The 21,547-nt window shown below is 66.3% G+C and carries 18 protein-coding genes; 15 read left to right on the top strand and 3 right to left on the bottom strand.

The features are described 5' to 3' along the window. The first annotated feature begins 129 nt into the window (after positions 1-129). The 7 genes from KM135_RS01150 (at position 130) to KM135_RS01120 (ending at position 8,341) form a co-directional block, all read left to right on the top strand. On the top strand, positions 130-1,971 hold the full coding sequence (locus tag KM135_RS01150) for a PEP-utilizing enzyme (protein WP_221712065.1): 1,842 nt from the start codon (positions 130-132) through the stop codon (positions 1,969-1,971). 13 nt (positions 1,972-1,984) lie between these two features. Further along, positions 1,985-3,025, top strand: a complete 1,041-nt coding sequence (locus KM135_RS01145; RefSeq protein ID WP_221712064.1) for a PEP/pyruvate-binding domain-containing protein — start codon at positions 1,985-1,987, stop codon at positions 3,023-3,025. Beyond that, a complete protein-coding gene (gene accB / locus KM135_RS01140) occupies positions 3,022-3,492 on the top strand; it encodes an acetyl-CoA carboxylase biotin carboxyl carrier protein (protein ID WP_221712063.1) in 471 nt (156 codons plus the stop codon). Before KM135_RS01145 ends, accB begins: the two co-directional genes overlap by 4 nt. Before the next feature lie 155 nt (positions 3,493-3,647). Then, positions 3,648-4,997 carry an acetyl-CoA carboxylase biotin carboxylase subunit gene (locus KM135_RS01135; protein WP_221712062.1) on the top strand — a complete coding sequence of 450 codons (1,350 nt, stop codon included), beginning with the start codon at positions 3,648-3,650 and terminating at the stop codon, positions 4,995-4,997. Between the two features lie 146 nt (positions 4,998-5,143). Continuing rightward, positions 5,144-6,610 carry a biotin carboxyl carrier protein gene (locus KM135_RS01130; protein ID WP_221712061.1) on the top strand — a complete coding sequence of 489 codons (1,467 nt, stop codon included), beginning with the start codon at positions 5,144-5,146 and terminating at the stop codon, positions 6,608-6,610. Between the two features lie 142 nt (positions 6,611-6,752). After that, positions 6,753-7,601 carry an HAD-IIA family hydrolase gene (locus KM135_RS01125; protein ID WP_221712060.1) on the top strand — a complete coding sequence of 283 codons (849 nt, stop codon included), beginning with the start codon at positions 6,753-6,755 and terminating at the stop codon, positions 7,599-7,601. Positions 7,602-7,705: 104 nt separating this feature from the next. Then, positions 7,706-8,341: an O-methyltransferase gene (locus tag KM135_RS01120; protein ID WP_221712059.1), complete on the top strand. Its 636-nt coding sequence runs from the start codon at positions 7,706-7,708 to the stop codon at positions 8,339-8,341. A gap of 19 nt (positions 8,342-8,360) precedes the next feature. Here KM135_RS01120 and KM135_RS01115 read toward each other — a convergent pair whose 3' ends face one another. Further along, complete coding sequence (locus tag KM135_RS01115) at positions 8,361-10,028, bottom strand: MFS transporter (protein ID WP_221712058.1); 1,668 nt, start codon at positions 10,026-10,028, stop codon at positions 8,361-8,363. Positions 10,029-10,108: 80 nt separating this feature from the next. Beyond that, a complete protein-coding gene (locus tag KM135_RS01110) occupies positions 10,109-10,822 on the bottom strand; it encodes an arylesterase (RefSeq protein ID WP_221712057.1) in 714 nt (237 codons plus the stop codon). Between KM135_RS01110 and KM135_RS01105 the strand changes: the two genes are divergently transcribed. After that, positions 10,821-11,510 (top strand): ABC transporter ATP-binding protein, encoded by a 690-nt coding sequence (locus KM135_RS01105; RefSeq protein ID WP_221712056.1) that lies wholly within the window; start codon positions 10,821-10,823, stop codon positions 11,508-11,510. The genes KM135_RS01110 and KM135_RS01105 overlap by 2 nt on opposite strands. Then, positions 11,507-14,017, top strand: a complete 2,511-nt coding sequence (locus KM135_RS01100; protein ID WP_221712055.1) for an ABC transporter permease — start codon at positions 11,507-11,509, stop codon at positions 14,015-14,017. Before KM135_RS01105 ends, KM135_RS01100 begins: the two co-directional genes overlap by 4 nt. Positions 14,018-14,059: 42 nt before the next feature. Here the strand turns inward: KM135_RS01100 and KM135_RS01095 are convergent, their stop codons facing one another. Then, positions 14,060-14,839, bottom strand: coding sequence for a citryl-CoA lyase (locus KM135_RS01095; RefSeq protein ID WP_221712054.1), 780 nt, complete (start codon positions 14,837-14,839; stop codon positions 14,060-14,062). A 92-nt stretch (positions 14,840-14,931) separates the two neighbouring features. On the opposite strand from KM135_RS01095, the gene KM135_RS01090 reads away from it, so the two are divergent. The 6 genes from KM135_RS01090 to KM135_RS01065 all read left to right on the top strand — a co-directional run bounded on the left by KM135_RS01090 (position 14,932) and on the right by KM135_RS01065 (position 21,508). After that, positions 14,932-16,074, top strand: coding sequence for a CaiB/BaiF CoA transferase family protein (locus KM135_RS01090; RefSeq protein ID WP_246605647.1), 1,143 nt, complete (start codon positions 14,932-14,934; stop codon positions 16,072-16,074). A 306-nt stretch (positions 16,075-16,380) separates the two neighbouring features. Next, the gene (locus KM135_RS01085) at positions 16,381-16,812 is read left to right on the top strand and encodes a DUF488 domain-containing protein (protein WP_221712053.1); all 432 of its coding nucleotides are present in this window, start codon (positions 16,381-16,383) and stop codon (positions 16,810-16,812) included. 229 nt (positions 16,813-17,041) lie between these two features. Then, positions 17,042-19,201, top strand: coding sequence for a TonB-dependent hemoglobin/transferrin/lactoferrin family receptor (locus tag KM135_RS01080; protein ID WP_343228117.1), 2,160 nt, complete (start codon positions 17,042-17,044; stop codon positions 19,199-19,201). A 34-nt stretch (positions 19,202-19,235) separates the two neighbouring features. Continuing rightward, positions 19,236-20,216 (top strand): DUF6607 family protein, encoded by a 981-nt coding sequence (locus KM135_RS01075; protein ID WP_221712051.1) that lies wholly within the window; start codon positions 19,236-19,238, stop codon positions 20,214-20,216. Between the two features lie 27 nt (positions 20,217-20,243). After that, positions 20,244-20,699 carry a hypothetical protein gene (locus KM135_RS01070; protein WP_221712050.1) on the top strand — a complete coding sequence of 152 codons (456 nt, stop codon included), beginning with the start codon at positions 20,244-20,246 and terminating at the stop codon, positions 20,697-20,699. Then, positions 20,696-21,508: a ferredoxin--NADP reductase gene (locus KM135_RS01065; RefSeq protein WP_221712049.1), complete on the top strand. Its 813-nt coding sequence runs from the start codon at positions 20,696-20,698 to the stop codon at positions 21,506-21,508. The genes KM135_RS01070 and KM135_RS01065 overlap by 4 nt, the downstream gene beginning before the upstream one ends. Positions 21,509-21,547: the final 39 nt, after the last annotated feature.

The following is a 21,547-nucleotide window of genomic DNA, read 5'->3' as shown; positions in this document are numbered from 1 at the left end:
TCACTAGGTGTAGCGCCGCGCGATTCTCCCGCGCGTCACCGCATCGAAAGTGACAGACGAGGGTTCAACGCGGCCGGGCGACAGACGGAAGAAGCGCGCGGCGCCGGCCGACATAGTGAGAGGATTTCGATGAGCGACCAGATCAAGGGCTTCCCCCTGCCCAGCTCTCTGAAAGTGGTGCCGGGCACCGAGGCGGCCCAGGCGGCCTTCCCCTATTACACGCAGTTCCATGACGGCGACGACGATCGCTTCTGGTTCTACAACAGCATGCATTTCCCTGAGCCGATGCATCATTTCGACATGATCACGGCGGAAGCGGCCTATTGCGCGCTCGGCTCTTTCAACACCCGCGTGCATGTCCTCCCCACGACCAAGGGCATCGACCATCGCATCATCAATGGGCGCGTCTATATCGGCGGCGTGGCCGTGACCGATCCGGCCGAGATCGAGGCCCGCGTCGGCGAGTTCCAGCAGCGCGCCTTCTATTATTACGAGCATTGGGAAGAGCTGTACGACAAGTGGAAGGACAAGATGCGCGCGCTCATCGCCGACGCGCAGGCCCTGCCCAGGCCGTTCCTGCCCGATCTGGAGCCGATCGAGACAACGCACACCGGCAAGGGCGTCGCCGCCAATCACGCACTGATCGACACCTACCGGAAGACGCTCGAGGGCTATTTCCGGATGTGGCACCACCATTTCGAGTTCCTGCTGCTCGGCTATGGCGCCTATCTGACCTTCTTCGACTTCTGCAAGAAGGCGTTCCCCGAGATCAGCGATCAGGCGATCAGCCGCATGGTCGCAGGCATGGAAGCCGAGATTTTCCGCCCTGACGAGGAAGTGAAGCGCCTCGCCCGCCGCGCGGTCGAGCTGGGCGTCGATGCCCATTTCACCGAAAATATGGACATCGAGAAGGTCCTCGCCGAGCTCGACACCGTCGGCAACAGCGGCAAGGAATGGCTGGCAGAGCTGGAGACGAGCCGCAACCCGTGGTTCAACGTCAATGTCGGCGACGGTTTCTACCATTATCACCGCAGCTGGAACGACGACCTCTCGATGCCGTTCGCGGCGCTGCCGGGCTACATCTCCAAGGTGAAGAACGGCATCAACATCGAGCGGCCGATGGCGAAGCTGATCGAGGAACGCGAACAGCTGGTCGAGGACTATCGCGAGCTGCTCGACACGGACGAGGACCGCGCGACCTACGACCAGCTCATCACGCTGGCGCACCGCGTATTCCCCTATGTCGAAGGGCACAAATTCTACTGCGAGCATTGGTACACGAACCTGTTCTTCAACAAGATTCGCGAGTTTGGCGACCTGCTCTGGCGTCACGGCTTCTTCCCGGAGCCCAAGGACGTCTTCCACCTGACGCACTATGAGCTGGAAAGCGCGATCGTCGATCTAATGCTCAGCTGGTCCAGCGGCTCCGATCCGATCGGTCCGCGCGTCTGGCCGGCCAAAGTGGCCGAGCGCAAGGCCGCTAACGAAGCATGGGCCGACCATGTCGTGCCGCCGGCCCTCGGCGTCGTGCCCGACGTGATCGACGATCCGGCGATCGTCATGCTCTGGGGCATCACGCGCGAGAGCCTGGACGTGTGGCTGTCCGTCGATGAAGGCGCACCGAGCAACGAGCTCAAGGGCTTCGCCGCCTGTCAAGGCGTCGTCGAGGGTCCCGCGCGGGTGGTCAAATCGGTCGAGGAAATCAAACGGCTGCAGCAAGGCGACATTCTCGTCTGTCAGGTGACGAACCCGACCTGGGCGCCGATCTTCCAGAAGATCTCGGCGGCTGTTTCCGACATTGGCGGATCGATGAGTCATATGGCCATCGTGGCGCGCGAATATGGCCTGCCCGCCGTGGTCGGCACCGGATCGGCGACGCAGCGGATCAAGGACGGCCAGCGCATCCGCGTCGATGGCGGACGCGGCATCGTCACCATCCTGGAAGACCAGCCCGTGCTCGAAGAGGCTTGAGGAGTTGAAAACGATGAGTGCGACCGACGCGATCGGCTGGTTTGCCGACCTGCGCATAGGCGATCGCCCCACGGTGGGTGGCAAGGGCGCGAGCCTCGGCGAGCTGACCCATGCGGGCATCGACGTGCCGCCCGGTTTCGTGGTGACGACGGCGGCGTTCGAGCAGTTTCTGAAGGCGCTGGAGGAGCGCTCGCCGGTGCGCGCGCTGATCGAGCCCCTGGACGAGAACGATCTCGATGCCGTGACGGCGGTGTCCAGGACGCTGCGCAAGCGGGTCGAGGAAGAGGCGCTGCCGCCTGAAGTCGAGCAAGCGATCATCGACGCGCATGCCAGGCTCGGCGCGACGACCGTCGCCGTGCGCTCTTCGGCCACCACCGAGGACGCCGAGGACGCCAGCTTCGCGGGCCTTCAGGACACGTTCCTCTGGGTACTCGACGCGCAGGACACGGTGCATCGCGTCCGCGAATGCTGGGGCAGCCTCTATTCGGTCGAATCCATCACCTATCGCCGCAAACATGGCCTGCCCGAGGACGGCGTCGCCATGGCCGTGGTGGTGCAGACGATGGTCGATGCACGCACGGCCGGCGTCATGTTCACCCGCTCGCCTACCACGGGCGACAAGTCGGTCATCACGATCGAGGGCGCCTGGGGCCTCGGCTCGGCGGTCGTCTCGGGCGAAGTGACGCCGGACCGCTGGGTGATAGGCAAGATCACCGGCGAGATTTCGGTGCGCGATATCAGCGACAAGCATATCCGCCAGGTTCCCGCACCGGGCGGCGGCATCGTCGACGAAGCGCTGGAGAGCGAGATGCGCACGCAGCCCTGTCTCTCCGACGATGAATTGCAGACGCTGCGCGGAGTCGGCCGCAAGATCGAGCGGCATTATGGCCGTCCGCAGGACATCGAATGGGCGATGGACAAGGCGGGCAAGCTGCTGCTGCTGCAGAGCCGGCCCGAAACGGTCTGGTCCGCCAGGGACGCCAAGCCCGTGACCGGCACGGAAGCCAATCCACTCAAACATGTCATGACGATTTTCGGGGGACGCAAGGGATGAGCCTCACGGCCAAGGATGTCGAGGAGATCATGAAGCTGCTCGAAGGCTCGTCCTTCGACCGGCTCGTGCTCGAAGTCGACGGATTGAAGCTTGAGCTTGAGCGCGGCGGATCGGGCGCGCCTCGCCCGGCGCGACAGGCTGCGGCGCCAGCGCCGGCACCGGCCGCTCCAGCAGTAGCACCGGCAGCGCCCACGGCGCAGGCGCGGCGCAGTACGGAGGCCGGCCTCGTCGAGGTGAAGTCGCCGTTGCTCGGCATCTATTATCGCGCGCCCAAGCCGGGCGAGCCGTCGTTCGTCGAGGTCGGCTCGAAGGTCGATACCGAGACGGTGATCGGCATCGTCGAGGTCATGAAGCTCATGAACTCGGTGCCCGCCGGCGTGAAGGGCGAGGTCGTCGAGATCCTCGGCCAGAATGGCGAGCTTGTGGAGCATGGCGAAGTGCTGCTGCTGGTTCGGCCGGAGAGCTGAGGTGGCGCAGATCAACCACAAGATCCTCCCCGGCACGGGGAGGGGGACCATGCGCAGCATGGTGGAGGGGCCTTTCTGCGTTAAGCAAAGTCGGCAAACCCCCTCCACCAGCTTCGCTGGTCCCCCTCCCCGTGCCGGGGAGGATTGAGAAGCCCATGACCATCCGCCGTATCCTCATCGCCAATCGCGGCGAGATCGCCGTGCGAATCATCCGCACGGCGCAGAAGCTCGGCCTGGAGACGGTGCTTGCCGTGTCCGAGGCGGATCGCGGTTCGCTCGGCGCGCAAATGGCCGACCGCGCGCTCTGCATCGGCCCCGCGCGGCCGGGCGATAGCTATTTGCGCGTGGAGACGATCGTGCAGGCCGCGCTTGGATCGGGCTGCGACGCCATCCATCCGGGCTATGGCTTCCTCTCCGAGCGGGCAGCGCTGGCGCAGCTCTGCGAACATGAAGGCATCATCTTCATCGGCCCCACGGCCAAGCAGATCGAAGCCGTGGGCGACAAGCTGCGCGCCCGGACCGAGGCGATCGCCGCAAACGTGCCGGTCGTGCCGGGCGGTCCGGTGGACAGCATGGCGGAGGCGCAAAAGCTCGCCGAGGAGATCGGCGCACCGATCCTCGTGAAGGCCGTCGGCGGCGGCGGCGGGCGCGGCATGAAGCTGGTCGAGGATCTCAAGGACCTGACCGCGACGATGGACATGGCCTCGGCCGAAGCCGGCGCCGCGTTCGGCGACGCGCGCGTCTATCTGGAGCGCTATGTGGCGCAGGGCCGCCATGTCGAGGTGCAGGTGCTGGGCGACGGCGCCGGCAAGGTCGTCCATCTGGGCGAGCGCGATTGCTCGGTGCAGCGCCGTTACCAGAAGCTGATCGAGGAGACCCCTGCCCCCCATCTGCCAGACGATATCCGCGCGCAGATGCACGAGGCGGCCGTGCGCTTCGCCGCGCGGCTGGACTATCGCGGCGCCGGGACGGTCGAGTTCCTCTACGACGTCGCGCGCAACCAGTTCTACTTCCTGGAAATGAATGCCCGCATCCAGGTCGAGCATCCGGTGACCGAGATGGTCACGGGCGTCGACCTCATCGCCGAGCAGATCGCCATCGCCAACGGAGAGGGCCTGCGCTTCGGCCAGGAGGATATCCGCATCGACGGCGCGGCGATCGAGATCCGCGTCAATGCCGAGGACCCGGCGCGCGACTTCATGCCCTCGCCCGGCACCGTCTCGGCGGTCAGCTGGCCGCAGGGCAACGGCATCCGCGTCGACACGCATATCGTCGATGGCGCGAAGATCCCGCCTTTCTATGACTCGATGGTCGCCAAGATCATCGCGCATGGCCCGGATCGCGGGACGGCACTGGATCGCCTCAAAGGCGCGCTGCGTGAAACCCGCATCGAAGGCGTCTCGACCAACATCGCCTTTCAGGCAGAGAGTCTGGCCGATCCCGATTTCGAGACGGGCGGCGTGGACACCGGATTTCTCGCGCGGCGGGCGGCGAAGAGTGGATGACATTGCGTGCGCCGCAAAACCAGTGCTCCTGCACAGGCAGGAGCCCAGGGCGGCTGAGCCGGACGTTACGCTGCTGCGCCCTGGGTTCCTGCCTTCGCAGGAACACAGCGTAGGGCGATTTAGATAGGACAGAATTCGGAAAGCCGATGGCCAATATCCAACTCGTCGAAACGTCGCTGCGCGACGGCAATCAATGCCTGTGGGCGGCGCTCGGCGTCGACACGGCCCGCACCCTCACCATCGCCCCGATGATGGAGCGCGTCGGCTTCAAGGCGATCGATTTCACCACCTCCACCCATATGGGCGTGGCGGTGCGCTACAAGCAGGAGGACCCGTGGGAGCGCATCCGCCTCATGGCGGCCGCCTGCCCCACGACGCCGCTGCAATTCCTCTCCACCGGCTTCCGCTTCATCGCCTGGGAGACGGCCTCGCCGGACTTCATGGCGCTGGCGTTCCGCACGCTCATGAAGAACGGCATCGGCCGCTTCGCGCTCGCCGACCCGAACAACGATGCCGACGCCAATGTCGAAGTGGCGCGGATGATCAAGGCGGACGGCAGCGCCTATGTCGTCGGTGCGCTGGTCTTCACCTTGAGCCCCATCCACGACGACGCGCATTATGCTGAATGCGCGCGCAAAATGGCCGCCTGCCCCGATATCGACGCGCTCTACATCAAGGATGCCGGCGGGCTCCTCTCGCCCAAGCGCGCGCGTACGCTGATCCCCGCCATCCTCGCGGAAATCGGGGACAAGCCGCTGGAGCTGCACGCGCATTGCACGATCGGGCTGGCCGAGCAGAGCTATTATGAAGCCGCCGACATGGGCGTGGAGACGTTGCAAGGCGCCAGCGGCGCGCTCGGCGACGGAACGTCCAACCCACCGCTCGAGCGCGTGATCGCGAACCTGCGCGCGCTCGGCCACACCGTCGATATCGACGACGAGGCGCTGGCGCATGTCAGCCGCTATTTCACGGAGATGGCGCAGGCCGAGGGCCTGCCTTCGGGCCAACCCATGGCCTATGATGCCGCCTATCTCCAGCATCAGCTGCCCGGCGGCATGGTCGGCACGATGCGCCGCCACCTCGCCGATCATCGCGTGCCGCATCTGGAAGGCGCGGTCGTCGAGGAACTTGGCCGCGTGCGCGAGGAGCTTGGCTGGCCGATCGTGATGACGCCCTTCGCGCAGATGGTGATGACGCAGGCGGTGATGAACGTCACCGGCACCGAGCGCTACAGCGTCGTGCCGGACGAGGTGATCCGCTATGCGCTCGGCAAGTTCGGCCGGCCCAACCAGCCGATCGCGCCGGACGTGCTCGATCGCATCATGGCCATGCCACGCACCAAGGAACTGGCGGCCGAACCCGGCCAGGCCGACCTTCCCACCTTGCGCAAACGCATCGGCGCGAACCTGTCGGACGAGGAATTCCTGCTGCGCGCGACGATGCCCGCCGGCCAGGTCGATGCGATGCAGGCTGCCGGCCCGGCACCGCGCCATTACGACCCGGCCCTGCGTCCGGCGATGGACCTCATCCGCAAGCTGATCGCGCGCAACGACATGACGCGCATCGCAGTTCAGAAGCCGGGCTTCAAGCTGGAGCTGGAGAGCTACGGGTGAATTTTCATAAGCCCCTCCCCTTCAGGGGAGGGGAACGGGGTGGGGGCGATGCGCCGCATCGCTCGCGAAGCGATCAAACGGCACCGCCCCTCCCCACCCCAACCCCTCCCCTGAAGGGGAGGGGCTCGAAAGAGAGATTACCATGACCGCCGCCCTGTTCACCGAAGCACTCCGCCCCGCCCAGGGCTTCATGTTCGATCTCGACGGCACGCTGATCCTCAGCGATCGCAACCTCGGCGGCTACAAGCTGCTGGATGGCGCCATCGAGCTGCTGAACGATCTGCAGGCGCGCGGCATCCCCTATCTCGCGCTCACCAATGGCAGCGCCTATCCGTCGTCCCAACAGGGCCCACGCCTCCGCGCGCTCGGCCTGCCGATCCCGGACGATCATTTGTTCACGCCGAACAGCGTCGCCGCCAAGGTCTTCCAGGATCGCGGCTTCGGGCGCGTCCTCGTGCTCGGCACGCAGGGCGTCGTCGATGCGCTGAACGGCGACGGCATCGCGACCGTCCGCCCCGGCGAAGACGGCGACGTGAAGGCCGACGCGGTCTATGTCGCCTGGCACCCCGATTGCGGCATGCCGGACATTCACGCGGCCTGCGAAGCGGTGTTGGGCGGTGCCACGCTCTTTTCCGCTTCGGACGTGCCGTTCTTCGCTTCGCAGAGCGGCCGCGCCTTCGGCTATAGCTGCGCGATCGGCGGCGCCATCGCCCGCGTTACCGGCGCGGAGCCGGAAGTGACCGGCAAGCCCTCGCTGCATGCCATGCGTTTCGTCGCTGCCAGGCTTGGCGTCCCGGTCGAGGGTGTCGTGGTGATCGGCGACGATCCCAAGGTCGAGACCGAAATGGCCCGCTCCGGCGGCGCCATGGGCATCGGCGTCACGACCGGCACGACCTCCGCTGCCGAATGGGCCGCCCAGCCCATCGAGCGCCGGCCGCATCGCGTGATCGACGGCCTCGGCGAGATCGCAGCGCTCGGCCTCATCGATTAAGGCGTATCGATAGAAAGGCGGGCCGATCCGTCTTTCCTCTGGCGCACCGGCGGAAACTGACGGAGACTGACCCGGACAATCGCCCCGCGAGTCTGGAGAGGCCCATGATTTTCGACGATCCCGCCGTCGCAGCCGTGTTCGAAAGCTATCAGCAGCGGCTCGACGGCGAGCGCAGCCTGTTCAACACCCGCACGCCGGTTTCGCGCGACGACCTGCTGCTGCCGGTAGGCGAGGAAGTCGGCGCATTCCTCCATGCCATGGTCCTCGCCCGCCAGCCCAAGCGCATCCTCGAGCTCGGAACCAGCTATGGCTATTCGACGCTGATCCTCGCCGATGCCGCGAAGAAAGTCGGCGCCAGCCTGATCACCATGGAACTGGCCGACTACAAGCAGGCCTATGCGCGCGAGAAGCTGGCCGAGGCAGGCCTCGTCGATGTGGTCGATTTCCGGCAAGGCGATGCCGTCGCGATGATCGAAGCGGACGACGGCCCGTTCGATCTCGTGCTGCTCGACATCTGGAAGGACGTCTATCTCCCCTGCTTCGAGGCCTTCTATCCGAAGCTCTCGGAAGAGGCGGTGATCGCCGCGGACAACATGATCGATCCCGTGGGTGCGCGGGAGAGCGTGCGGCTCTATCGCGCTGCCGTCCAGGCCAAGAGCGACCTCCAGACCGTGCTGCTACCGATCGGTCAGGGCATCGAGCTCAGCGTCAAGTGGAGCGCGGGGAACCCGAAGCTCTAGCGAGTGTCACGCTCTCCATTCAGCCATCGATGTTCCGCCGGAAGGTCTCGGGCAGGAACAATAGCCCGATGATGACGGTCAGCACCGCAACCACGACCGGATACCAGAGGCCGTAATAGATATCCCCCGTCGCCGCGACCATCGCGAAGGCCGTGGTCGGCAGAAAGCCGCCGAACCAGCCATTGCCGATATGATAGGGCAGCGACATCGAGGTGTAGCGGATGCGGCTCGGGAACAGCTCCACCAGCATCGCGGCGATCGGCCCGTAGACCATGGTCACCAGGAAGACGAGGTAGAAGAGGATCGCGATGACCAGCGGCTTGTTGACCTGCTCGGGATCGGCCTTGGCGGGGTAGCCGGCATCGTCGAGCGCGCCCTTCAGTGCATCCTGATAGGCCGTGATCGCCGCCGCTCGTTCCGCGCCGGTGACCCGCGCCGGATCGGGCGCGGTCAGCACGGTCGAGCCGATCGCGACGGACGCGATGGTGCCGGACGGCGCCTCGACATTCTCATAGTCGATGCCGTTCTTCGCGAGATAGGCCTTGGCGATGTCACAGCTCGACGTGTCGAACTTGTTCCGGCCGATCGGATCGAACTGGAACGAACATTCGCCGTCATAGGCCGTCACGCGGACCGGCGCGCTGCTCTCGGCCACCGCGAGCGCCGGATTGGCGGCGGAGGACAGCGCCCTGAAGGTCGGAAAATAGGTAAGCGCTGCCAGCGCGCAGCCACCCAGGATGATGTATTTCCGCCCGATCCTGTCGGACAGCCAGCCGAAGAACACGAAGAACGGCGTCGCCAGCGCGAGGGCAATCGCGACATAGATGTTGGCGCTCGCCCCATCCACCTTGAGGATCTTCTCCAGATAGAAGAGCGCGTAGAACTGCCCGGTGTACCAGACTACCGCCTGACCCGCGACGGCGCCGAACAGGGCGATCAGCACCCAGCGCAGGTTGCTCCACTTTCCAAAGGCCTCGGTCAGCGGCGCCTTGGAGGTCGTGCCCTCATCCTTCATCTTCTGAAAGACGGGGCTTTCGGCCAGTTGCATGCGGATCCAGAGCGAAATGCCGAGCAGCAGGATCGAGACGAGGAACGGCACGCGCCAGCCCCAGGCACTGAAGCTCTCCTCGCCCATGCCGGTGCGCAAACCGATGACGACCAGCAAGGCGGCGAACAGGCCGAAAGTCGCCGTAATCTGGATGAAACTCGTATAGAGGCCGCGCTTGTTGTTCGGCGCATGCTCCGCGACATAGGTCGCCGCGCCGCCATATTCGCCGCCCAGCGCCAGCCCCTGCAACAGCCGCAGCGCGACCAGGATGATCGGCGCGGCGATGCCGATCGTCTCATAGCCGGGCAGCAGGCCGACCGCGAAGGTCGAGAGGCCCATGATGCCCATCGTCACGAGGAAGGTGTTCTTGCGCCCGACCAGATCGCCGATCCGCCCGAAGACGAGCGCACCGAACGGCCGCACCGCGAAGCCCGCAGCAAACGCGCCCAGCGCCAGGATGAAGCCCGTCGTCTCGTTGACGCCCGCGAAGAAGACCTTCGAGATGAAGGTCGCCATCAGCCCGTAAAGGTAGAAATCATACCATTCGAAAACGGTGCCGAGCGACGAGGCGGTGATGACCAGCTTCTCGCTCTGCGTCGCTTCATGATGCTTGGGCGCTGCTTCCTCTGCGCTGGCCATGCCGTCCGGTCCCCCTCTGATTTGGCGCGATAGTGCAGACATCGACCGGCGGACGCAACCGCGCCGCGCGGGATTCGGCCCTAGTTACTGAGCCGCTCCGCCACCATCGGCGCGACATGCCCCGAGACGATCTTCACGCCGTCCGCATTGGGATGAATGCCGTCCTGCAGCATCAGCGCGCGATTGCCGAGCACATCCTGCAGGAAGAAGGGATAGAGCGGCACATCATATTTAGCGGCCAGATCGGGATAGATGGCGTTGAACCGGCCCGCATATTCCGGCCCCATATTGGGCGCCGCGAGCATGCCGGTCAGCATGGCGGGAATGCCGCGCTTCTTGAGCTCGGCGAGGATCGCATCGAGATTGCTCCGCGTCGCCGCGGGATCGAGGCCGCGCAGCATGTCGTTGCCGCCGAGGCCGACCACGACCAGATCCGGCTTGCGCGCAAGGCCATCCAGCACGAAGCCGAGCCGCGCCAGCCCCTCCGCGCTGGTGTCGCCCGAGACGCCGGCATTCACCACCTGCGCCGCGACGCCCCGCACCTTCAGATCGGCCTGCAGCACCGGCGCGAAGCCCTCGCCGTCGGCCAGCGAATAGCCGGCATAGAGGCTATCCCCGAAGACGACGACCAGCCTGGCATCGGCAGCCACGGCCGCGTTTCCCGCCGCCGCATTGGGCGCCGTTTCGTTGCCCGGCGGCGGCGCGGAAGGCGAACAGGCAATCGCCAGATGGACAAGCAGCAAAGACGCCCCATATTGTCGAAACTTACCCGCCAAGGAGCACTCCCTCTTCATGCACGCGACCATTGACCTCGCCTCTATCGCGATCCGCGCGCGCAATGTCACTCTTTCCCTCGGCAACACCGAAATTCTCAAGGGCATCGATCTCGACATCGCACCGGGCGAGAGCCTCGCCATTCTCGGCGCCTCGGGCTCGGGCAAGTCCTCGCTCATGGCGATCCTCTCCGGTCTCGAGCGGGCGAGCGGCGGATCGGTCATGGTCGCCGGCACCGATTATGGCACGCTGGACGAGGACGCGCTGGCCCGCGCGCGGCGTGGCAAGATCGGCATCGTGCTCCAGTCCTTCCACCTCCTGCCGACGATGACCGCGATCGAGAATGTCGCCGTGCCGCTCGAACTGGCCGGCACGACCGACGCTTTCGAGCGGGCCGCGCGCGAGCTGGAAGCGGTCGGCCTGAGCCATCGGCTCGATCATTATCCCGCGCAGCTCTCTGGCGGCGAGCAGCAGCGCGTCGCCATCGCCCGGGCCATGGCGCCAGGGCCGTCGATCCTCTTCGCCGATGAGCCGACCGGCAATCTGGACGCCGCGACCGGCGCCGCCGTGATCGAGCTGCTGTTCGACCGGCAGCGCGCAAGCGGCGCAACCTTGCTCATCATCACGCATGATCCCGAGCTGGCCGAGCGCTGCGACCGCATCGTCGAGATGCGCGACGGCACGATCATCGCCGAGCGCCGCCCATGAGCACGCTTGGCTGGGCGGCCGCCTGGCGCATCGCACGGCGCGAGTTCAGCGCGGGCTTTCGCGGCCTGCGCCTGCTCTTCCTCTGCCTGTTCCTCGGCGTCGCGACACTGGCGGCGATCGGCAGCCTGACCGCCGCGATCACCGATGAGATCGGCGCGCGCGGCCAGGTGATCCTGGGCGGCGACATCGAAGTCGAGATGACCCAGCGCGAGCTGGATCCGGCCAATCGCGCAAGCCTGAGCAAGCTCGGCACGCTCAGCGAAACGATCCGCATGCGTGCGATGGCTCGGCCGGTCGCCGGCGTCGATCGCAGCGTGCTGACCGAGCTCAAGGGCGTGGACCGGCTCTATCCGCTTTACGGATCGCTCTCCCTCGCCAACGGGCGCTATGCCCCGCTGTCGCCTGATCGCATCCTCATCGGCCCGGCGCTGGCCGAGCGGCTGAGCGTCAAGGCCGGCGACCGGCTGCGCTACGGCTCGGCCGAGTTCGTCATCGCCGATATCATCACGGACGAGCCGGACCGTGTCGGCGAGGGTTTCACCCTCGGCCCCGTCGCCATCGTCTCGATGGAGGGGCTGCGACGCACCGGCCTTATCCAGCCGGGTAGCCTGTTCGAGAGCAAATATCGCATCCGCCTGCCCGTCAATGTCGATGCGCATGCGTTGCGCCAAGACCTCGAAAAGCAGCATGCGAGCGACGGCTGGGAGTTCAAGGACCGCGAACGCGCGGCGCCGGGCACCAACCGCTTCATCGAGCGCATGGGGCAATTCCTGTCGCTCATCGGCCTCACTGCTTTGATCGTCGCGGGCATCGGCGTCAGCAATGGCGTCGCATCCTATCTGGCGATGCGGCGCGGCAGCCTCGCGACGCTCAAGGTGCTCGGCGCCACATCGGCCGATATCGAGCGCATCTATCTGTTGCAGATCGGCGCGGTCGCGGCCGTCGCCATCCTGTTCGGTCTCGGCGTCGGCGCGACCGTCCCCTCGCTGATCGTCTCGCTGCTCGGCGACGTGCTGCCGGTCCAGCCGGGCTTCCGCCTGCATCCGCTGCCTTTGCTCACCAGCGCGGCCTATGGCCTGCTCGTGGCGCTCATCTTCACCTTGCCGCCGCTTGCCCGCGCCCGCACCGAGCCGGTTGCCGGCATATTGCGCGCATTGGTCGATCCGCCGCATGGGCGCGACAAGCGCAGCCTCGTCCTCGTCTCACTCGCGGCCGCCGCGCTGATCGCCATTGCGCTCGCCACCGCGCGCGAGCCGCTCTTCTCGGCCGCCGTGCTGGGCGCGACGGGTGCCGTGCTGCTCCTGCTTCTCGGCCTCGGTATCGGCGTTCGATGGGCCGCCAAGCGCGCGCCGCGCCCGCGCGGCCCGTTGCTGCGCCTCGCGCTCGCCAATCTACACCGCCCCGGTGCGCAGACCTCTGCGCTGGTCGTGGCGCTCGGCCTTGCGCTCACGCTGTTCGTGACGCTCGCCGGCATCCAGACCAGCCTCGATGCCGAGATCGACCGCACCATCCCCAAACAGGCGCCCAATCTCTTCGCGCTCGACCTCCCCTCGGGCAGCGAGGCGCCGTTCCGCGGGATCGTCGCGCGCCACGCGAAGGACGCGCAGCTCAATGTCGTCCCCTCGCTCCGTGGCACGGTCGTCGCTTATGGCGGCACGCGCGTCGCCGATCTCCCGGAAAAGCCCGAGGGCGCGTGGATCCTGCGTGGCGAGCGCGGCGTCACTTACAGCGCGGCCCTGCCGGAGGGGAGTGAGATCGTCGCCGGCCAGTGGTGGGCACCGGATTATCAGGGGCCGCCGCTGGTCTCCGTCGATGAGGAGCAGGCGATCGCCCTCGGCCTTGGCGTGGGCGACAGGATGACCGTCAGCATTCTCGGTCGCGAGATCGAGGCGCGCGTCGCCTCGCTGCGGCGGATCAACTGGGACACGATGGGCTTCAATTATGTGCTGGTCTTCTCGCCCAGCGCGCTCGCCGCCGCGCCGCACAGCCTCACCGCGACAATCACCATGGCGCCCGGCCGCGAAAACGCGATGACGGCCGCCCTGCTCGATGCCTTTCCCGGCGTCTCGGTGATAGCGATCGGCGACATGATCGGGCAGGTGAGCGACATTCTCGACCAGATGGCGAGTGCGATCCTGACCGCCGCCTCGATCACGATCCTCGCCGGCATCGCCGTGCTGGTCGGGGCCATCGCCGCATCCCGCCAGACGCGCAGCTATGACAGCGTGATCCTCAAGACGCTCGGCGCGACGCGCGCGCAGGTGCTGGGCGCGCAGGCACTGGAGTACGGCCTGCTTGCGGCGATGCTCGCTCTGGTCTCGCTGGCGCTCGGCACGGCGGCCGCCTGGTTCGTGATTGTGCAGGTCTTCGAGTTCGGCTGGGCGCCGGATTGGGGCACCGTGCTCATGACGCTGGGCGGCGGCGCGCTGCTGACATTGGGCATCGGGCTTGTCGGCTCGATCCCTCTGCTATCGGTGAGACCGGCAACGGCGCTGCGGTCGCTCTGATGCTTCTTAGCCCCTCCTCTGAAGAGGAGGGGCTAACGTTGACTACTCCCCAAACGCGATCCGGTCGGCCGCCGCGCCGGCCATGATGAAGCCGATCGGCCGATCCGCTTCTTCCTGCAAATGGCCGATCAGGCTCGCCGTCCGCGCCAGCAGCGCGATGCCCTTGAGCGCAGCGAGCGGGAAGCCGACATCCAGCAGCACGGCCGGGATCGCGCCGTTGACGTTGATCGGCAATTCGCGCCCGATCGCCTCGGGCATCGCGTCGCGCACTTCATGCAGCATCGCGATATGCCGCCCCGCCACGCCATGCTCCTGCGCGAGACCGATCAGCTTCAGCGCACGCGGATCGCCGCCGCTATGCTGCGGGTGGCCGAAGCCGGGGATCGCCTTCTTCTCGGCCCGCAGCGCCTTGATGCCGGCAATCGCCGCGTCGCGATCGGCCAGACCCTCTTCTGCCGCCCGCGCGATCGTCTGCGCGAGGAACTGGCCCGCCAGATCGGCGCTGCCGAGAATGACCGAGCCGCAGCCGAGCAGCCCCGCCGCCACCGCGCCCTGCCAGGCCTCCGGTCCGGCCGCAAGCGTCATGCGCGCCGCGACCACGCTCGGCACCAGCCCATGCTCGGCAATCGAACAGAGCGTCGCATCCGCAAACATCTTCTGCACCGGCGTCGGCTGCTGACCCGCCACCAGCAGCCAGAAATAGCTGGTGAAGTCCATCTTCCCGATGATGTCGCCGCACAGGTCGAGGCCGCGCACCGTGATGCTCTGCGCATCCGAGGTGCTGATGGACGTGACTGCATTGTCCTGCTTGCCGATGCGCATGTCGCTCTCCTGTTGCGGCGCCTAGAAACGCCATTGATCCGGCTCATCGAAGGCCGTAGCGCTCAAGTCAAGGCAGGAGAGGGAGAGAGACTTTGGCGCTGCCGCTCAAGGACATCACGGTGCTCGAAATGGGCACGTTCATCACTGGCCCCGCCGCGGGCATGCTGCTTGCCGATCTCGGCGCGAACGTCATCAAGATCGAGCAACCGGAGACGGGCGACCCGTTCCGCTCCTACAAGGGCGAGCTCTATTCGCCGCACTTCCAGACCTACAACCGGAACAAGCGCAGCATCACGCTCAACACCAAGCTGCCGGAGGACCTCGCCGCGTTCGACAGGCTGGTCGAGACCGCAGACGTCTTCATCCAGAATTTCCGCCCCGGCGTCGCCGACCGGCTGAGCGTCGATGCCGCCCGGCTGCGCGCGATCAACCCGCGCCTCATTTATGCCTCGATTTCCGGCTTCGGCGCCAGCGGCCCGGACCGCGACCGCCCGGCCTTCGACACCGTCGCCCAAGCAGCCAGCGGCTTCCTGCGGCTGCTGGTCAATCCCGGCAATCCGCGCGTCGTCGGCCCGGCGATTGCCGACGCGATGACCGGCTTCTTCGCGGCCTATGGCGTGCTCGGCGCGCTGGTCGAGCGGCAGACCACCGGCACCGGGCGACTGGTCGAGACCTCGATGCTCGAGTCCATGGCCTATTTCAATCTGGACGACTTCACGCATCTCTTCTCGGCCGATCTCGTCATGGGGCCGTGGAGCCGCCCGCATGTCTCGCAATCCTATGTGTTCCAGTGCGCGGATGACGGCTGGATCGCGCTGCACATGTCCTCCCCGCCCAAATTCTGGGAAAATCTGGCCGAGGCGGTCGGCCGTCCGCAGATGCTGGAGGATCCGCGCTTCGCCACGCGGGATGCGCGCATCGACAATTACGAGCAGATCGTCGCCTATCTCGCGCCGCTCTTCGCCGAGCATCCCCGCGCCTGGTGGTGCGAGCGGCTGGCCGCGCTGGAAGTGCCGCACTCGCCGGTACTCTCGTCCAATGAAGTGATCGAGACCGAGCAGGCCAAGCATCTGGGGCTCGTGCTAGAGGCGCCCGGCCCCAAGGGCACCTTCCGCACGATCCGCTCGCCCGTCTCCTTCGATGGCGAAGCGCAGACGAGCGTGACAGCGCCGCCCACCGTCGGGCAGCATGATGCCGAGATTCTGGGAGATTTCCGCTCTCCGAAAGACAGCTGAGCGCGCGCAGACCGCCGCGTTTTGCGCTCTCCCTGCATCACCCCTGTAAAAATTGCTGAAATTCGGGCACTTCGCCGGGCCTTGATCGTTCGTTGGCTATGAATGGCCGAAATTCCCAAGCCGGCGATCGCGACACGCTCCTTCTCGACATGCTCGGGAAGGGATTGACCGGACGTTTCAAGACACCCGAAGACCGCAGTTTCTCAGACCTCCTGAGCCAGCTGGACCGGGCTGCCGACGCGGACAGGCGAAGCGCGCAATCGCGCTCCGCATGACAATCGGCACGTCGCGGCCTATCTTCGCGTCATGCGCGTCTACACCATCGGTTATGAAGGCACGACGCAGGCCGAGTTCATCGCCGCGCTGAATGCCGCAGGTGTGAAGCGCATCGCCGATGTGCGCGCCGTGCCGCTCTCGCGCCGCCCCGGTTTCTCGAAGAACATCCTCGCCGCCAGCCTGCGCGAGGCCGGGATCGACTATGTCGGCCTGAAAGCGCTCGGCACACCGGCCGAGGGTCGGGAGGCGGCGCGCAAGGGCAATCATGCCCGGCTTGCCGAAATCTACGCGGGGCAGCTGATGCTCCCCGAAGCGATGGTGCAGGCGGCGCAGCTCGTGGAGCTGGTCGAGGAAATGCCGACGGCCCTGCTCTGCTTCGAGCGCGAGCCGGGCTGCTGCCATCGCTCGCTGCTGGTCGCGTCCGTTCTGCCCGATGCAGAGGTGATCGACCTCTTCGCTTGATTGGCCGCCGAAAACCGCTCTCGCGCGTCTCTGCCAATCATTCCTGCGATTCATTCGCAAATTCTCGCTTGACCCTTCCTCTCACACTGTTCATTTGCATCGCTATTGCGACTCATTTTCATTTGCAAGAAATAGGGGACATATGCGGCGCTGTGAGACAGGGAACGGTTTTCAAGGCTTGACGGGCAGCCGCTCGTCACGGGCAGGGCGCTGGAGTGGCGCTGGGCTGGTGCTTGCCAGCGCCCTGCTTTCCTCGGGCGCGCAGGCGCAGGGCGATGACGGCCTCTATCTTGTAGATCGCGCCAACCGCATCGTCGTGACCGCCACGCGCACACCGATCAGGATCGAGGATGTGCCCCTCACCGTCTCGCAGATCACCGCCGAGCAGATGGCCGACGAACTCGTCACCGACATTCGCGATCTCATCCGCTTCGAGCCTGGCGTCAGCGTCCAGCGCCAGCCTGCCCGCTTCGGCGCGGCGCTCGGCGCCACCGGCCGCGCGGGTAACGACAGCTTCAACATTCGCGGCATTGGCGGCAATCGCGTCCTCATCCAGGTCGATGGCGTGCGCGTGCCGGATGGCTTCGCCTTCGGCGCGCAAGCGTCGGGCCGCGGCGACTATGTCGATCTCGGCCTCATCAAGTCGGTCGAGATCCTGCGTGGCCCGTCGTCCGCGCTCTACGGCAGCGATGGTCTTGCCGGCGCGGTCAGCTTCGTGACGTCCGATCCCGAGGATTTCCTGACCGGCGGCAAGTCGGTCGGCGGCCTTGTCCGCGCAGCCTATAACAGTGCGGACCAGGAATTCTCCGAGACGGCAATCCTCGCCGGCCGCAGTGGCGACTGGTCGGCCATGACGGCCTACACGCGCCGCGACTTCAAGGAACTGGAGAACAAGGGGACCGTGGGCGGCAATGGCGCCACGCGCACCATCGCCAATCCGCAGGACGGCCATTCCAATGCCGTGCTCGGCAGGCTCGTCTTCGCCCCGGCCGGCGGTCACAAGCTGCGCCTCACCGGCGAATATCTCGACACCTATCTCTTCACCAACGGCCTGACCGGGCTCAGCTCCACCGTCGATCTGCTCCAGGGCCGCGACACGGGCGAGCGCAAGCGCGTCACGCTGGACTGGAGCTGGGAAGGCGACGGCGCGATCGATGCTGCGCGCGCCGCCGTCTACTGGCAGGACGGGCTGGACAGCCAGTTCACCGACGAAGATCGCACCCCCGCGGCCGACCGCGAACGGCTCAACACCTTCGAGAACCGCGTGATCGGCGCCTCCGCCGATGCCCGCGCCGATTTCGCGACCGGCAGCCTCACGCATCGCCTCGTGTTCGGCGGCGACATCAGCCAGACGCGCCAGCGCGGCCTGCGCGACGGCGTCGTGCCCCCGGCAGGCGAGGTTTTCCCGACCCGCGCTTTCCCGACCACCGAGTTCACCCGCGGCGGGCTGTTCGTCGGCGACGAGATCGGCATCGCGGACGGCGTCTTCACCCTCTACCCGGCGCTCCGCTTCGATTTCTTCAAGCTCTCGCCGGACAAGGACCCGCTCCTCCCCACCTTCACCGGCGCGGCGCAGGACGGATCGCGCTTCTCGCCCAAGCTCGGCGCCGTGCTGAAGCTGGCCGAAACGGTTCGGCTGTTCGCCAATTATGCGACCGGCTTCAAGGCGCCCGAGCCAGGCCAAGTGAACCAGTTCTTCGAGAATATCGCGTTCGGTTATACCTCGCGCCCCAACCCCAACCTCAAGCCCGAGCATAGCGAAAGCTTCGAGGGCGGCATCCGCTTCAGCACGCCGCATATGAGCCTGGACATCACCGGATTCACCTCGCGCTACAAGGATTTCATCAGCCAGGAAGTGGTCAGCGGCGGCTTCACCCCGGCCAATCCCGCCATCTACCAGTTCATCAATCTGGACACGGTCCGCGTCAAAGGCGCCGAAGCGCGCTTCGAGGGGCGCACGGATTTCGGCCTCCATGCCAATGTCGCTCTGTCCTATGCGACCGGCGACGTGATCCGCCCCAATGTGGCGCGAGCGCCGCTCTCGACCATCGATCCGCTCAAGCTGGTGGTCGGCGTGGGCTATCGCGACCGCCAGGGCCGCTTCGGCGGACAGATCATCGCGACCCACAGCGCCCGCAAGGAGATCGATCGCACGACCGGCGTCTGCTCGCCCGCCTGCTATCGCCCGCCGGCTTTCACCATTCTCGACGCCACCGCCTTCGTGCAGCCGATGGAAGGCCTCACCTTGCGCGCCGGCCTCTTCAATCTGCTCGATCAGAAATATGCCTGGTGGAGCGACGTGCGCGGCCTCGCCTCCACCTCGACGGTGACCGACGCCTATACCCAGCCCGGCCGCCACGCGAGCGTTTCGCTCAGCTACCGCTTCTGACCAGCCCCAACGAAAACAGCGCAGGGAAACAACCATGAACCGTCTTCGCCATCTCCTCGGCCCCGGCCTTCTGGCCCTCGCCTTCGCCGTCAGCCCCGCGCTGGCGCATCCGCCGATCGCGGCCGAGCAGGCCGCGGCCAGCTTCGAGCAGGACCGCAAAGACATTCTCGCCATGGCGGGCAACTTCAAGGTCAAGTTCGACATGCAGGAGTCGACCCGCTGGGACGGCGCTTACACGCCGCTCGATCGCAAGATCTCCGGCGGCAACGAGATCGTCCGCGTGATCGAGGATAGCGGCCGAAAGATCGTGCTCCAGCACATCCTCGTGATGGAGCATGAGGGCAAGACCTTCGTGATCAAGCATTGGCGGCAGGATTGGGAATATGAGCCGGCCAAGGTGCTCGTCTACGCTGACCGGAACCTCTGGACGTGGGAAGAGGTGCCCGAGAAGATGCGCACCGGCCGTTGGTCGCAGACTGTCTGGCAGGTAGATGACAGTCCGCGCTATGGCGGCTGGGGACAGTTCGAGACGCAGGGGGGCGTTCGGCGCTGGCGCTCGAACTGGACCTGGCGGCCGCTCGCCCGGCGCGACGCCGTCCGCAATCCGGTCTATGACCGCTATCTTTCGATCAACCGCCACCAGGTCTCGCCCGATGGCTGGATCCACTGGCAGGACAATAGCAAGATGGGGCCGAAGAGCGGCAAGCTCACGCCCATCGTCCAGGAATATGTGCTGAACAGCTATACGAAGGCGAGCGACTTCAACGCCAAGCCGGGCGACGATTACTGGGCGGCGACCAGGGACTATTGGACCCCGATCCGCGCGGAATGGGACCGCATCGCCGTCGCCAAGGGCGCGATCATCATCAAGGAAGAAGCCGAGACCGGCACCGTCATCGCCGGTCGCCTGCTCGAGTTGGCGGACGAGATCGTCGCCGGCAAGACGACCACCGCCAAGGCGCTCGCCGAGGCGAAGAAGCTGATGGACGCCAACACCAAGGTGCTCGGCAACTAAGCGGCACAAGCAACAGGAGAGACCGCCATGTATGCTTTCCTCGACCGGCCCGTCCAATCGCTCAATCGCGGCGGGCAGCTGCTGATCTGGGCGATGCGCCACTGGGTGCGCGCCGCGAGTGCCGGGCGCTGCCCCTGCGGCGACATCGGCCCGGCCTTTCACAAGTGGAACCTCATGGCGGGCTTCCCGCACTTCCACATGATGATGGCGCTGCTCAACCGCAACGCGACCGAGAAGCTGCATTTCGGCACGCTCGAGTGCGAGCATGTCACCGAGCATGAGGCGCTGCTGCTCTCGCTCATCCGCATCGCGCGGGAAGCGCCGAGTGATCAGCTGCGCGGCATGGCCACCGCCATCGTCGACGAAAGCTCGGTAACGCCGGTCCTCATCGCCTTCGCCGCCCTGGCCGAGGCGATGGTCGAGGTCGGCCTGCGCCCGCTCCCGCCCCTCTTCGATCCCGACCGCGCGAGATATCCGATATGAACGACATGACTCATCAGGGCTTCACACTCGAACCGACGGGCGCGCTCAGCGTGGAGGAGGTGCGCTGGGTGCGGCACTGGAACGAGCATCTGTTCAGCTTCGCGATCACCCGGCCGCCGAGCTTCCGCTTCCGCTCCGGCGAGTTCGTGATGATCGGCCTGCCGACCGAGACGCGCCCGCTGCTGCGCGCTTACTCGATCGCCAGCGCATCCTATGCCGACGAACTCGAATTCCTCTCGATCAAGGTGCCGGATGGCCCGCTGACCTCGCGCCTCTGTCGCATCGAGGCCGGCCAGCAAATCTATCTCGGCCGCAAGCCGACCGGCACGCTCGTCGCCGACGCGCTCAATCCCGGCAGTCGCCTGTTCCTGCTCTCGACCGGCACCGGCCTCGCGCCCTTCGTCAGCCTCGTGCGCGATCCGGACATTTATGACCGCTTCGGCCAGATCATCCTCGTCCACAGCGTTCGCCGCGTCGCCGATCTTGCCTGGCGCGAGGCGCTGGAGAGCCAGCTTGCCGGCGATCCGCTGGTGCAGGATCAGGCGCTGCTCCAGTTCCACTATCACCCGACGGTCACGCGCGAGCCCTTCCGCTCGACCGGCCGCATCGGCACGCTGATCGACAGCGGCGCGCTGTTCGAAGGCGTGAGCGGCCCCGCCCGGCTCGACCCCGCGACCGACCGCATCATGCTCTGCGGCTCGATGGACATGATCCGCGAGTTCGCCGCGCGGCTCGATGGCATGGGCTTTGCCGAAGGATCGAACGCCAAGCCCGGCGACTATGTGATCGAGCGCGCCTTCGTCGACTAACTAGCCCCTCCCCTTCAGGGGAGGGGTTTGGGGTGGGGG

Source organism: Sphingobium xanthum (genome assembly GCF_019737615.1).
Classification (GTDB): domain Bacteria; phylum Pseudomonadota; class Alphaproteobacteria; order Sphingomonadales; family Sphingomonadaceae; genus Sphingobium; species Sphingobium xanthum.
The sequence above is the reverse complement of the archived record's forward strand: the minus strand, read 5'-3'. Positions and strand labels throughout refer to the sequence as shown.

Bases quoted from the DNA above. Each gene is read 5' to 3' on its own strand.
- KM135_RS01105 (WP_221712056.1), top strand. From the start codon at position 10,821: ATGCACGCGACCATTGACCTCGCCTCTATCGCGATCCGCGCGCGCAAT.
- KM135_RS01130 (WP_221712061.1), top strand. From the start codon at position 5,144: ATGGCCAATATCCAACTCGTCGAAACGTCGCTGCGCGACGGCAATCAA.
- KM135_RS01135 (WP_221712062.1), top strand. From the start codon at position 3,648: ATGACCATCCGCCGTATCCTCATCGCCAATCGCGGCGAGATCGCCGTG.
- KM135_RS01150 (WP_221712065.1), top strand. From the start codon at position 130: ATGAGCGACCAGATCAAGGGCTTCCCCCTGCCCAGCTCTCTGAAAGTG.
- KM135_RS01085 (WP_221712053.1), top strand. From the start codon at position 16,381: ATGCGCGTCTACACCATCGGTTATGAAGGCACGACGCAGGCCGAGTTC.
- KM135_RS01065 (WP_221712049.1), top strand. From the start codon at position 20,696: ATGAACGACATGACTCATCAGGGCTTCACACTCGAACCGACGGGCGCG.
- KM135_RS01120 (WP_221712059.1), top strand. From the start codon at position 7,706: ATGATTTTCGACGATCCCGCCGTCGCAGCCGTGTTCGAAAGCTATCAG.
- KM135_RS01125 (WP_221712060.1), top strand. From the start codon at position 6,753: ATGACCGCCGCCCTGTTCACCGAAGCACTCCGCCCCGCCCAGGGCTTC.
- KM135_RS01070 (WP_221712050.1), top strand. From the start codon at position 20,244: ATGTATGCTTTCCTCGACCGGCCCGTCCAATCGCTCAATCGCGGCGGG.
- KM135_RS01100 (WP_221712055.1), top strand. From the start codon at position 11,507: ATGAGCACGCTTGGCTGGGCGGCCGCCTGGCGCATCGCACGGCGCGAG.
- KM135_RS01095 (WP_221712054.1), bottom strand. From the start codon at position 14,839: ATGCGCATCGGCAAGCAGGACAATGCAGTCACGTCCATCAGCACCTCG.
- KM135_RS01145 (WP_221712064.1), top strand. From the start codon at position 1,985: ATGAGTGCGACCGACGCGATCGGCTGGTTTGCCGACCTGCGCATAGGC.
- KM135_RS01110 (WP_221712057.1), bottom strand. From the start codon at position 10,822: ATGAAGAGGGAGTGCTCCTTGGCGGGTAAGTTTCGACAATATGGGGCG.
- KM135_RS01115 (WP_221712058.1), bottom strand. From the start codon at position 10,028: ATGGCCAGCGCAGAGGAAGCAGCGCCCAAGCATCATGAAGCGACGCAG.
- accB (WP_221712063.1), top strand. From the start codon at position 3,022: ATGAGCCTCACGGCCAAGGATGTCGAGGAGATCATGAAGCTGCTCGAA.
- KM135_RS01075 (WP_221712051.1), top strand. From the start codon at position 19,236: ATGAACCGTCTTCGCCATCTCCTCGGCCCCGGCCTTCTGGCCCTCGCC.